Here is a 12210-nt window from a genome sequence, read left to right on the forward strand (position 1 = left end):
AGCCGACCCGAACCCGCCCGGACGGTCAGTCCAGCTCGGCGACGGCGCGCCGGATCGCCTCTCGGTCGGGCTTTCCCGAGGCGAGCACGTCGAGCTCGTCGACCAGGATCAGCCGCGCGGGCCTGGCGTGCTTGCCGAGCTCCTCGGCGACCACGTCGCGCGCGTGCGCGAGCTGCTCGGGCTCCGTGCGCCGCAGCGCCTCCCCACGCGGGGCGACGATCACCGAGGCCTCACCCCAGCGCTCGTCCTCGACGCCCACCACGACCGCTCCGGTGAGCCCGGGCACGCGACGCACCAGCCGCTCGACGCGGTCGAGGGAGATGTTGAGTCCGCCGGAGACGATCACGTTGTCGGCCCGTCCGTGCACCCGCACCACGCCGTCGTCGAGAAGCCCGAGATCACCGGTGTGATACCAGCGGATGCCGTGCTCGTCCCGCGAGAAGTTCTTCGCCGTGAGCTCGCCGTCGCCGAGGTACCCCTCGGCGAGCATCGGGCCGGCGATGCGCAGCTCGCCGTCGACCGTCCGCACCCCGACGGTGTCGAGCGGCACCCCGTCGTAGACGCATCCGCCGCTGGTCTCTGTGGAGCCGTACGTGCGCACGAGCCGGATGCCGAGATCGGCCGCGCGCTCGCGCAGCGGTTCGGGCAGCGCCTGCCCGCCGACGAGGATCGCGCGATACGCCTGCAGCGCGGCGAGCACGGGGCGGTCGTCCGCAGCGTCGAGCAGGGTCGAGAGCTGCGCGGGCACGAGCGACGTGTAGAGCTCGGGGAGGGAGCTCGGTGCGCTCGAGGTCGGCCGGAGCATCGAGAGCGTCGACTCGGCGAAGGACGCGGGCGAGAACCGTCCGCTCAGCGCGACCGGCCGCGTGCCGGCGACCAGTGAACGCACGATGACCTGAAGGCCTGCGACATAGCCCGCCGGCAGGGCGAGCAGCCAGCGGCCCGCGCCGATCCGTGCCGCCGTGGCGTCTGCGCTCGCGCGCAGCGCCTCACCGCTCAGGGCGACGCGCTTGGGGATGCCGCTCGATCCCGACGTGGCGATCACGACCGCCGTCCCTTCGGAGACCCAGCTCGGGGCGTCGCCGAGCATGCCGAATCCGAGCGCGGGGCCCCCGTCGAGCGCACGCGCGAGATCGCCGAGGAGTTCGGAGGGATCCTCGGCATCCGTCGATCTCAACGCGACCATGTGAGTGCGCTCCCTCGTGTCGGGGTCAGTAGTGCCAGGGGAAGGAGGTCCAGTCCGGATCCCTCTTCTCGAGGAACGAGTCCCGACCCTCGACGGCTTCGTCGGTGCCGTAGGCCAGACGCGTGGCCTCGCCTGCGAACACCTGCTGTCCCACCAGTCCGTCGTCGACGGCGTTGAACGCGAACTTCAGCATCCGGATCGCGGTCGGCGACTTGGTGAGCACGGTGCGCGCCATCTTCAGTGCCTCGCGCTCGAGCTCCGCATGCGGCACGACGCGGTTCACGGCGCCGGCCTCGTACGCGCGCTGCGCAGAGTACTCCTCGGCGAGGAAGAACACCTCGCGCGCGAACTTCTGCCCCGTCTGCCGAGCCATGTAGGCCGAACCGTAGCCCGCGTCGAAGCTGCCCACATCGGCGTCGGTCTGCTTGAACCGGGCCTGCTCGGCGGAGGCGATCGTGAGGTCGCAGACGACGTGCAGCGAATGCCCGCCGCCGGCCGCCCAGCCGGGAACGACCGCGATGACGACCTTGGGCATGAAGCGGATCAGCCGCTGCACCTCGAGGATGTGCAGCCTGCCCGCACGTGCCGGATCATGCACGGTCGTCTCGTCATCGGAGTACTTGTAGCCGTCGCGACCACGGATCCGCTGGTCGCCGCCCGAGCAGAACGCCCAGCCGCCGTCCTTCGGGCTCGGGCCGTTGCCCGTCAGCAGCACCGCCCCGATGCGGGGGTTCTGCCGCGCATCGTCGAGCGCGCGGTACAGCTCGTCGACGGTGTGGGGACGGAAGGCGTTGCGCACCTCGGGCCGGTTGAACGCGATCCGGGCGACCCCTCCGTCCGTGCTCACATGGGCGGTGATGTCGGTGTAGTCCTCGGCTCCGGGCGCGAGCACCCATTCGTCCGGGTCGAACAGGTCTGAGACGAATGCGCTGGTCACGGTGTCCAGCCTATTCCCGCCGGGGTCGCAGACGCTTCGGCACGGCGGATGCCCCGCCGCGACCGTCTCAGAGCAGAATGAGCACATGCTCCCACCGCTCGCAGACCTGCTCAGCTCGGCCCGGATCGTCGCACTGCCCCTGCACACCCGGTTCCGCGGCGTCGACACCCGCGAGGCGCTGCTCATCGAGGGACCGCAGGGGTGGGCGGAGTTCTCCCCCTTCCTCGAGTACGAGGACGCGGAGGCGGCGACCTGGCTCGCGGCCGCGATCGACTTCGCCTGGAACGTGCAGCCCGCGCCGCTGCGGGAGCGGATCGGCGTGAACGCGACGATCCCCGCGGTCGAGGCCGCCCGCGTCGCCGAGGTCCTGGCGCGCTTCGCCGGGTGCCGCACCGCCAAGGTCAAAGTGGCAGAACCGGGGCAGACGCTCGCCGACGACATCGCCCGCGTTCGGGCCGTGCGCGAGGCCATGGGCCCGGAGGGCCGCATCCGCGTCGACGCGAACGGGCTGTGGAACGTCGACGAGGCCGAGCACGCCGTGCACGCCCTCAACGAGTTCGATCTCGAGTACGTCGAGCAGCCCTGCGCCACGGTGCCCGAACTCGCCGAGCTGCGCACCCGCGTGAAGTACATGGGCATCCCGGTCGCGGCGGATGAGAGCATCCGCAAGTCGTCCGATCCGCTCGCCGTCGCCCGGGAGAAGGCCGCCGACCTGCTGGTGATCAAGGCGCAGCCACTCGGCGGCGTCACGCACGCACTGCAGATCATCACGGCGGCAGGGCTTCCCGTGGTCGTCTCGAGCGCGCTCGACACGGCGGTCGGACTCTCCCAGGGCGCGGCCCTGGCGGCCGCGATCCCGGCGCTGGACTACGACTGCGGGCTGGGCACGGCATCCCTGTTCCTCGACGACGTCGCCGATCTGCGCCCGGTCGACGGGTCGATTCCGGCCGGCCGCGTGACGCCGGATGCCGACGCCCTCACCCGCCTGGCCGCATCGACGGACCGTCGCGACTGGTGGCTCGATCGACTCGCGCGCTGCTACGCCGTGCTCGAGGCCCGCTGACCGACCCCGATCCGCCTGCCTGCCCGCCGTCGCGTCACTTCGCGAGCAGCAGCTGCACCAGCCTGCCCAGCTCCTCGCTGCCCGAGTGACGGAGCCTGTCGGAGTCCTGCCCGGCCATCGCTCCGCGAACGGTCATGCCCTCCCAGATGAGCATGAGCATGCGCGCCGCGTCGTAGGCCGGGACCTTCAGCTCGAGTGAGCTCACCGACACGATGTCGGTGATGATGGTCGCGATGCTCGAGACCATCTCACGCTCCTGGGCGAGGTAGGCGGCCCCGAACTGCGCATCCCTCAGAGCACGGATGCGGATCTCGCTCATCAGCATGACGTCGAGACGGTCCTCTTCGGCCGAATCCATGATCTGCTGCACGAGCTCAACCGGATCGCACCCCTCCGAGAGCCCTCCGTCGGCCGCGATCTCGTCGACGCGTCCGCGCACGGCGTTGATGCGCTGCTCGGCGACGCTCCCGGCGAGCATGAGGAAGAGTTCGTCCTTCGAGTCGAAGTTCGAATAGAACGCGCCCCGGGTGAAGCCTGCTCGATCGCAGACCGCCTCGACAGAGGCGCCGTCGAGACCGACCTCGGCGAAGAGCTGGGCTGCGGCGTCGAGAAGTCGCACGCGTGTGTTCTCGCGACTGCGGGTGGCGGGTGTCGTCATCGAATCCTCCTGCCTCTCATTTTCACACCCCGCACACAGGGTGCGGAGCGTCGATCACTTTACGATACATGTATGTATTGGATACAGTCGTGTATCCAAACCCGCATCTTCCGAGGAGCTCCGTGTCCACTCTCCTGTCCTCGCTCGGCCGCTGGTCGTACCGCCACCCGTGGCGCGTCCTCCTGTCCTGGCTGCTCGCGCTCGGCATCGCCGGAGCCGGAGCGCTCGTTCTCGGAGCGGGCACGGACAACTCCTTCTCGATCCCCGGCACCGAGTCGCAGGCCGGCCTCGAGCAGCTCAACCGCTCCTTTCCCGCCGTCAGCGGCACCAGCGCGCAGATCATCGTGGTCGCCGCCGACGGCGATCACGTGACCGACGCCGCATACCGGGGCGACATCGAGAATGCGGTCGACCGGCTCGCCGACCTCGACGACTCGGTGCTGTCGGCCACGTCGCCGTACGACGAGAACGTCAGCGGCATGATCAACGACGACGAGACCGCCGGCATCATCCGTCTGCAGTTCGACGGACAGGCGACCGACGTGTCGGACCAGACCCGCGATGACCTCCGCTCCGTGGTCGCGGACCTCTCGGACGAGCTTCCGTCGGGCTCGCAGACCTCGCTCGGCGGGGAGCTGTTCGCCACGTCCATCCCCGGGGTCACCCTCACCGAGGCCGTCGGACTGCTGATCGCCCTCCTCGTGCTGATCGTCACGTTCCGCTCCTTCGTCGTGGCAGGGCTCCCGCTGCTCACCGCCGTGCTCGGCGTCGGCATCTCGATGGCGGGGATCTTCGCGGCCACGGCCTTCGCCACCGTCTCGTCGACCACCCCGCTGCTCGCCCTGATGCTGGGGCTCGCGGTCGGCATCGACTACGCGCTGTTCATCATGGCCAGGCACCAGGATCAGGTCCGCGACGGCGTCGACCCCGAGGAGTCGACCGCGCGCGCCGTCGGCACAGCCGGCTCGGCCGTGGTCTTCGCCGGCGTCACCGTGCTGATCGCGCTGATCGGGCTCGGCTTCGCCGGCATCCCGTTCCTGACGACCATGGGCATCGCCGCGTCGGCCGCCGTCGCGGTGGCCGTCGCGATCGCCGTGACCCTCACCCCGGCGCTGCTCGGATTCATGAAGGGCCGCGTCGCCGGTCGGCCCCGCCGAGCGCCGAAGGCGAAGAAGGGCGAGTCCACCCCCGCCCCGCGCCGCCAGGCCAGCGACCGCTGGGTCACCGGGGTCACCAAGCGCCCGATCCTCGTCTCGCTTGCGGTGATCATCGGGCTCGGCATCGTCGCGGTCCCCGCGCTGAGCCTGAATCTCGCACTGCCGAACGCCGGCGTGCTGCCGAAGGCCTCCGAAGCGCGTCAGAGCTACGACCTCGTGGCCCAGGAATTCGGCCCGGGGTTCAACGGCCCGCTCATCCTGACGGGCACCATCGTCACCTCGACCGATCCGCTGACCCTCATGCAGGACCTCGGCGACGACGTCGCGAAGATCGACGGCGTCAAGGAGGTCGCGCTCTCGACCCCCAATGAGACCGCGGACACCGGGATCGTGCAGCTCATCCCCGAGACCGCGCCCGACGACCCCGCGACCGCGGATCTCGTGCGCGAGCTCCGCGCCCATCACGACGAGTGGCTCGAGAAGTACGACATAGACCTCAAGGTCACCGGCTTCACCGCCGTCGGGATCGACATCTCCGACCAGCTCGGCAACGCTCTCCTGCCGTTCGGCATCTTCGTGATCGGCCTCTCGCTGATCCTCCTCACGATCGTGTTCCGCTCGCTCTGGGTGCCGATCACCGCCGCCGCGGGATATCTGCTCTCGATCGTCGCCGGATTCGGCGTCGTCGGCGCGGTGTTCGAGTGGGGCTGGTTCGCCGATGCCCTGCATGTGGCGAAGGTCGGCCCGATCATCAGCTTCATGCCGATCATCCTCATGGGCGTCCTGTTCGGTCTCGCGATGGACTACCAGGTCTTCCTCGTCTCGCGGATGCGGGAGGACTACGTCCACGACCCCGCCGGCAGGAGCCCCGACCGGGCGACCCGCCGCGCCGCGGCACTGCGCGCCGTGCGCAGCGGCTTCACGGGCTCGGCGAAGGTCGTGACCGCCGCAGGGCTCATCATGTTCGCCGTGTTCGTGGCCTTCGTGCCCGAAGGAGACTCCTCACTCAAGCCCATCGCACTCGGGCTCGCCGCGGGCATCGCGATCGACGCGTTCCTCGTGCGGATGACGCTGATCCCCGCGCTGATGGCGATCCTGGGCGAGCGCGCCTGGGAGATCCCGGCCTGGCTCGAGAGGATCCTGCCGAGCGTCGACATCGAGGGCGAGGCGGTCGAGCGCGAACGCCACCTCGCGGAGTGGCCGGGAGACGACTCCGTGGTGGCCGCCGACGATCTGACGATCGAGGCCGCCGGCGTCGTGAGCGTGCATCTGCGCCTCGCTCCCGGGGGCTCCGCGGTGATCACGGGGTCGTCCCCCGGCGCTCTGCGCGCCCTGTCGCTCGCGATCGCGGGCCGCCTGTCCGCGGACGACGGCCGGCTGCGCGTCGCCGGCCACCTGCTGCCCGGCCGCGCGGCGTGGGTGCGCGCCCACGTCGGTGCCGTCCTGACCACCGACACGACCGATCTGTCCGCCGACCTCGCCGAGGCGCTGCGCGGGAGGCCGTCCGTGGTCGTGATCGACGGTGTCGACCGGCTCTCCTCCGCCGAGCACGACCAGCTCGCCGCACGCCTGAGAGACGCACGCACCTCGACCGCGCTGCTGCTCACCTCGCTCTCCCCGGAGCTCGCCGAGCGACTGCTCGCGGATGCCGGGCGCACACCCGTCGCCGTGATCGACATCGACACACCCCGACGCCCATCCTCTGCCCTCCCCGCCGCAGACGACTCCTCCGAATCGACCGAGGTGACCGCATGACCCTCCCCATCGAGCGCGCACGTTCGCGCAAGCCCATCACCTGGCTGACGATCCTCGGCATCCTGCTGCTGCCCGCAGCCGTCGGCGGCATCCTGGTCGCCGCGCTGCAGAATCCGACCGAGCGCCTGGACTCCATGACCGCCGCGATCGTCAACCTCGATGAGCCCGTCGAGATCGACGGGCAGCTGACACCGCTCGGCAGGCAGCTCGCCTCAGGCCTGGTGGAGGGGTCGGACGACCTCGACTCGAACCTCACCTGGGTCATCTCGAACAAGGACGATGCCTCCGACGGCCTCGCCGACGGCTCGTATCAGGCGGTCATCACGATCCCGAAGGACTTCTCGAAGGCGGCCACCTCGTCCGGCCAGGCGATCTCCGACGGCGGTGGCGAGGCCGCCTCCGATGCGCAGCAGGCCACCATCACGGTCACCACTCCGGAAGACGGGCTCGTGGCCGACGACCTCATCACGAGTCAGATCGCGAACGTCGCCGCCTCCAGCATGGGCACCCTGCTCTCGGAGGCCACCACCGAGAACATCCTGGTCGGCTTCACGACCATCGGCGACCAGATCGGCGACGCCGCCGACGGTGCCGCCCAGCTCGCCACCGGGGCACGGGACGCGGCCACCGGTGCCACGGCTATCCCCGACGGCGCCACGCAGCTCGCATCCGGCGCCGCCGAGCTCGGCACGGGGGCATCCTCTCTCGCGTCCGGCCTCGACACCCTCTCGTCGAAGACGCGGGAGGCCGCCGCCGGCGCCGCGAACCTCGGGCAGGGCCTGACCGCCGGCGCGACGGAACTGCAGAATCAGGCCGCGGGCGCCCAGCAGCTCGCCGCGGGATCCGCGCAGGTCGCGAGCGGTCTGCAGCAGCTCGCCGACACGTGCGTGCCGAGCGGCTTCCCCCAGGCCTACTGCGATCAGCTCGTCGCGCTCTCGTCGGGAGCCACCCAGACGGATGCCGGTGTGCAGCAGCTCTCGACGCTCCCCGCTACCGTCGCCAGCCAGCTGAGCCAGGCCGGCGCCGGGGCGACGACGATCGCCGACGGACTGAACCAGCTCGCCTACCAGGGACTCGACCAGTCGGCCGGCGGTGCCCGCGCGCTGTCGAGCGGCGCAGGACAGCTCTCGAGCGGCGCCACGGATCTCGCGACCGGTGCCACCGACCTCGCCACGGGCCTCGACACCCTCGCGACGGGGACCGGAGATCTCGCGGGCGGACTGCGGACCGCCGCGGACTCGCTGCCGTCGTTCACCGACGCGCAGTCGACCTCGCTCGCCTCGGTGATCGCCGACCCGGTGGCCTCGAAGGGCGCCGACGAGTCGACGATCTTCGGTCCGACCGCGATCCCCCTCCTCACCGCGGTGGTGCTGTGGTTCGGCGGCCTCGCCTCGTTCCTGGTGATGCGCGCCCATACGGCGCGCACTCTGACCTCTCGACGGTCGTCGGCGGGGCTGGCCCTGCGCGCGTTCGCCCCGGCCGCCGCGATCGGCGCGGCACAGGGTGTGCTCGTCTCGCTGATCGTGCAGATCGTCGCGGGCTACGACGCCGCCGCATGGTGGACATTCGCCGGCACCGCCGTGCTGGCCGGAGTGGCCTTCGCCGCCGTCAACCAGGCACTGGTCGCCGTGTTCGGGGGAATCGGTCGCTGGGTGAGCGCTCTCGTGGGCGTGCTGGCGATCGCCACGGGGCTCGTGTCGACCGTCCCGGGGTGGCTGTCCGGTCTCGCCGCGGCGCTGCCCACGGCGCCGGCCTTCAGCGGACTCATCGCCGGCAGCGGAGGCGCCCTCGCGGCGCTGATCGTCTGGGGTGTGCTGTCGCTCGTCGCGACGACGCTCGCGGTGACGCTGCGCCGCACGACCTCGGCCCGAGCCGCGTTCGCCGCCGCCTGAGCGTCCGCGTATTCGGGCCGGGCTCGACGCACGTACGATCAGGAGATGCGCCGCCCCTTCATGTCCTCGCCCTCCCAGCTCGCGTCACTGGAAGGGCAGCAGTATCTCGTGCTGCGCCCGACGAGGGCCGTCTCCGACGCCTACCGCGCGGAACAGCGGTCTGCACTCGGCCGTATGGACGCGCCGCATCCTCACACCGAGCACGTCACGCTCCGCGCCTTCCACGAACCCGAGCGACGCGAGGAGGTGCTCTCACTGATCCGTGAATGGGCCGTGGCGTTGCATCCGATCGAGGTCATCGCCGAGGCCGTCGACGTGTTCCCGTCGCCATGGCAGACCGTGATCCTGCGACTGACGCGCACGTCGTCGCTGGTGTCGGCCTATGCGAAGCTCAGCACGGCGCTCGAGGCCACCGACTTCCGTCGCCTCGATGAGCGCGACACCGCGGAGTGGACCTTCCACCTCTCCGTGATCTACGCGAAGACGCTCTCGGGCGCCGCCTGGTCCGAGCTGTCGCACAAGTCCCGTCGGTCGCTCGGCAAGCGCCCGGCGGAGACCATCTCGGAGGCGGAGTTCGTCTGGTACGAAGACGGCGTCGAGCACGCCGAGGTGATCCCGTTCGGACTGCGGTCGTTCCGATGACCGGGATCCGGTCGTTCAGCTGAGGGAGTAGTGAGGCCGGACGTTCAGCTGAGGCCGGAGTAGGCGTGCAGGCCCTTGAAGAAGACGTTGACGATCGTGAAGTTGAACAGCACGGCCGAGAAGCCGACGATGGCCAGCCATGCCGACCTGTTGCCGCGCCATCCGCGCGTCGCACGGGCGTGGATGTATCCGGCGTAGAGAACCCAGATCACGAAGGTCCAGGTCTCCTTGACGTCGAAGCCCCAGAAACGGCTCCACGCGTAGTACGCCCAGATCGATCCGGCGATGAGCGTGAACGTCCAGAGGATGAAGCCGATGATCGTGAACCGGTAGGCCATGCTCTCGAGCCGTTCCGACCCGGGGAAGGTGCGCAGGAATCCCGGTCCGGTCTTCTCCGCGCCCTCGGAGATGAGGCGCTCACGGCGTGACTGCATGAGCTGGATCACGGAGAGCGCGAAGGCGAGGGCGAAGAACGCTGTGCCCAGCGACGCCACGAAGACGTGGATCACCAGCCAGACGCTCTTGAGCGGATCCATCAGCGGCGAGACGTCGACGTAGAAGTTCGTCGCCGCGAGCCCGAGGAGCACCACGACCAGTCCCGTGATGAAGGTCCCGAGGAAGCGCAGGTCGACGCGCACGAGCACCGCGAGGAACACCGCGACGATCAGCAGCGTGCCCATCATCGCGAACTCGTACAGGTTGGCCCACGGCACACGGCCGGCGGCGAACCCACGGGTGAGCGTCGCCGCGAGCTGGAAGATGAACGCCAGGACGGTGAGCGACGTGCCGATGCGCGCCATCACGAAGCGCTGCGGGGCGGAGTCGGATGCCGCGGTGCCCTTGGCGCCACGTGCCGCGGACGAGCCGCGCGCCCCGGCGCCGACGAGCTCGAACTCGCGGACGTTCGCCGAATCGGCCGACAGCTGGGACCGACGCGCGAGATCGAAGGCGTAGGCCACGAAGGCCGCCGCGTAGATCGCGATCGACGTCCAGAGCAGGATCGGCGAGATCACTTCGAGGTCGAACATGGTGTCAGTCTACTTTCGGCGTGTCGGATGCGGGGCCGTCGGCCTCGCGCTCGGAGTCTGTCTGCGCGTCGGCGTCGAGCCGGTCGTCGGAGCCGGGCTCTTCCGCGATCCCGGGCTCTTTCGCGGGCGCGGTCTCGGGCACTTCCTCGGGCTCGGGCTCGGGCTCTTCCTCGGGCTCGGGGACGGCGGCGGTGACGCCCGCTGTGTCGAGCAGTCTGGCGTGCCCTGCCACGAGGTCGTCGACCGCGTGAGCGAGGGTCGGGTCCTCGCCGCGAGCGAGTCCGGCGTACTCGAGCGAGACCGCGCCGTCGGCGGCGGTCGCCTTGACCCAGACGCGGCGGCGCGGGATGAAGAGAGCGAGCATCAGGCCGCCGAGCGCGAGGAGCGCGAAGCCGAGCACCCACGGCCCCGAGGCGTCGCGGTGGATCTGCAGCGACGCGAACCGCTTGACCGACTGCGAGGCATCGGTCGCCCCTGCGGGCGACTCGTCCTCGAAGGTCACGGTTCCCATGCCGTTCGGCAGATCCGCGGTCTGGCCGGGCGTCAGCTCGATCGACTCGAGGTCGGTCGAGCGCCCGGTGACCTTCGTCATCCCCGTGGTGTCGAGCACGTACACCGAGCGCGGAATGCCCTCGTTGATGCCGAGATCACCGGTGTAGACGTCGAGCGTGAGGGTCGGGTTCGTGAGCTCGGGGAAGGCCGAGAAGAACGCCCCGGTGTCGAGCACCCCGGTGGTCGGGTAGAAGAAGCCGACCAGGCCGACCTGCTCGCTGAGACCGTCCGGGATCTTGAGGACTCCGAGAGAGGTCATGTTGTTGTCCTGCGGCAGGAACGGCGTGCTGTTGGTGAAGACGACATCGCCCTCGGGGTTGCGCACCGTGACCGTCGGGGCGTAGCCGTTGCCGAGCAGGAAGACGTTGTCGTCCGCGACGCCGAGCGGCTCGTTGACCTTGACCGAGCCGGTGCGCTCCTCGCCGTTCTCCTGCACCGTGACGTTGGCCGAGAAATCGCCGGCCTGACCGGATCCGGGCTCGCCGAACGGCTGATAGGTCACGTCGAAGCTGTCGAGCCGCATCGAGTACGGCGCGAGCGCCCCGTCGCCGACGAAGCGACCGCGGTTCATCGAGTCGTAGTCGAGCAGAGTGTTCGCGAATGTCTCGCCCTCGACCAGCACGCGCTGGCCGGTGTAGGCGAAGCCGCCGCCGACGCCGACCGTGATGAGCACACCGACCAAGGCGAGGTGGAACAGCAGGTTGCCGGTCTCGCGCCAGTATCCGCGCTCGGCCGAGACCGACGACGAGCGCTTGTCGTCATAGCGCTCGACCCGGTAGCCGAGAGCTCTGAGCTGCTTCTGCGCGATGTCGATCGACGCGGAGGCATCGGTCGCGGCATCCGTCGAGGTGCGCTCGACCGCACGGAAGTCGGCGAGCCGCTGCAGGCGGGCGGGGGTGCGCGGCGGCCGGGCCTGCAGCGCCTTGGCGTGGTGCCTGATGCGCGGGATCACGCAGCCCACGAGCGAGGCGAACAGCAGCAGGTAGATGGCCGAGAACCACGGCGACAGGTAGACGTCGAACAGCTTCAGGCCGTCGAGGATCGGGAAGAGATCGGGGTTGTCGCGCTCCCATTGGGTGACGCCGTTGGGGTCGGCCATCCGCTGCGGGAAGATCGAGCCGGGAATGGCGGCGATGGCCAGGACGAGGAGCAGGATCAGCGCGGTGCGCATCGACGTCAGCTGACGCCATCCCCAGCGCAGCCAGCCCACCAGGCCGAGGCGGGGCTGGGTGATCGACTCTTCGCCGTCGACATGGTCGGACGGCCGGAGCGGATCGCTCGACCTCTCGGTTGTGCTGCTCACGGCATCCTTCCGATGCGTCTTCTTCCGGTCGTCCTGA

The 12210-nt window shown here is 70.1% G+C and carries 9 protein-coding genes; 4 read left to right on the plus strand and 5 right to left on the minus strand.

Features of this window, described 5'->3' with window-relative positions; genetic code table 11:
- Nucleotides 1–25 precede the first annotated feature (25 nt).
- Nucleotides 26–1186: an AMP-binding protein gene (locus FQ142_RS13525; protein ID WP_149423715.1), complete on the minus strand. Its 1161-nt coding sequence runs from the start codon at nucleotides 1184–1186 to the stop codon at nucleotides 26–28.
- Between the two features lie 25 nt (nucleotides 1187–1211).
- Nucleotides 1212–2123 carry a 1,4-dihydroxy-2-naphthoyl-CoA synthase gene (locus FQ142_RS13530; protein ID WP_149423716.1) on the minus strand — a complete coding sequence of 304 codons (912 nt, stop codon included), beginning with the start codon at nucleotides 2121–2123 and terminating at the stop codon, nucleotides 1212–1214.
- An 85-nt stretch (nucleotides 2124–2208) separates the two neighbouring features.
- Here FQ142_RS13530 and FQ142_RS13535 point away from each other — a divergent pair, with 85 nt between their 5' ends.
- A complete protein-coding gene (locus FQ142_RS13535) occupies nucleotides 2209–3186 on the plus strand; it encodes an o-succinylbenzoate synthase (RefSeq protein WP_056412452.1) in 978 nt (325 codons plus the stop codon).
- Nucleotides 3187–3220: 34 nt separating this feature from the next.
- Here the strand turns inward: FQ142_RS13535 and FQ142_RS13540 are convergent, their stop codons facing one another.
- On the minus strand, nucleotides 3221–3844 hold the full coding sequence (locus tag FQ142_RS13540) for a TetR/AcrR family transcriptional regulator (RefSeq protein WP_056412455.1): 624 nt from the start codon (nucleotides 3842–3844) through the stop codon (nucleotides 3221–3223).
- A gap of 122 nt (nucleotides 3845–3966) precedes the next feature.
- Here FQ142_RS13540 and FQ142_RS13545 point away from each other — a divergent pair, with 122 nt between their 5' ends.
- Genes FQ142_RS13545 through FQ142_RS13555 form a run of 3 tightly spaced genes read left to right on the plus strand, consistent with a single transcriptional unit; the run spans nucleotide 3967 to nucleotide 9290 of the window.
- Complete coding sequence (locus FQ142_RS13545) at nucleotides 3967–6756, plus strand: MMPL family transporter (RefSeq protein ID WP_149423717.1); 2790 nt, start codon at nucleotides 3967–3969, stop codon at nucleotides 6754–6756.
- The gene (locus FQ142_RS13550) at nucleotides 6753–8648 is read left to right on the plus strand and encodes a YhgE/Pip family protein (protein WP_149423718.1); all 1896 of its coding nucleotides are present in this window, start codon (nucleotides 6753–6755) and stop codon (nucleotides 8646–8648) included. Before FQ142_RS13545 ends, FQ142_RS13550 begins: the two co-directional genes overlap by 4 nt.
- Nucleotides 8649–8693: 45 nt before the next feature.
- Nucleotides 8694–9290, plus strand: coding sequence for a 2'-5' RNA ligase family protein (locus tag FQ142_RS13555; protein WP_262492154.1), 597 nt, complete (start codon nucleotides 8694–8696; stop codon nucleotides 9288–9290).
- Nucleotides 9291–9334: 44 nt separating this feature from the next.
- Here the strand turns inward: FQ142_RS13555 and ccsB are convergent, their stop codons facing one another.
- Both ccsB and FQ142_RS13565 read right to left on the minus strand, forming a co-directional pair.
- Entirely contained in the window at nucleotides 9335–10318 is a 984-nt protein-coding gene (gene ccsB / locus FQ142_RS13560) for a c-type cytochrome biogenesis protein CcsB (RefSeq protein WP_056412463.1), read from the minus strand.
- 4 nt (nucleotides 10319–10322) lie between these two features.
- Nucleotides 10323–12173 (minus strand): cytochrome c biogenesis protein ResB, encoded by a 1851-nt coding sequence (locus FQ142_RS13565; RefSeq protein WP_149423719.1) that lies wholly within the window; start codon nucleotides 12171–12173, stop codon nucleotides 10323–10325.
- Nucleotides 12174–12210: the final 37 nt, after the last annotated feature.

The sequence above is a fragment of the Microbacterium sp. ANT_H45B genome (assembly GCF_008369345.1).
GTDB lineage: Bacteria > Actinomycetota > Actinomycetes > Actinomycetales > Microbacteriaceae > Microbacterium.

Coding starts and splice junctions, on each gene's coding strand:
- FQ142_RS13525 (WP_149423715.1), bottom strand. CDS start 1,186: ATGGTCGCGTTGAGATCGACGGATGCCGAGGATCCCTCCGAACTCCTC.
- FQ142_RS13540 (WP_056412455.1), bottom strand. CDS start 3,844: ATGACGACACCCGCCACCCGCAGTCGCGAGAACACACGCGTGCGACTT.
- FQ142_RS13535 (WP_056412452.1), top strand. CDS start 2,209: ATGCTCCCACCGCTCGCAGACCTGCTCAGCTCGGCCCGGATCGTCGCA.
- ccsB (WP_056412463.1), bottom strand. CDS start 10,318: ATGTTCGACCTCGAAGTGATCTCGCCGATCCTGCTCTGGACGTCGATC.
- FQ142_RS13555 (WP_262492154.1), top strand. CDS start 8,694: ATGCGCCGCCCCTTCATGTCCTCGCCCTCCCAGCTCGCGTCACTGGAA.
- FQ142_RS13550 (WP_149423718.1), top strand. CDS start 6,753: ATGACCCTCCCCATCGAGCGCGCACGTTCGCGCAAGCCCATCACCTGG.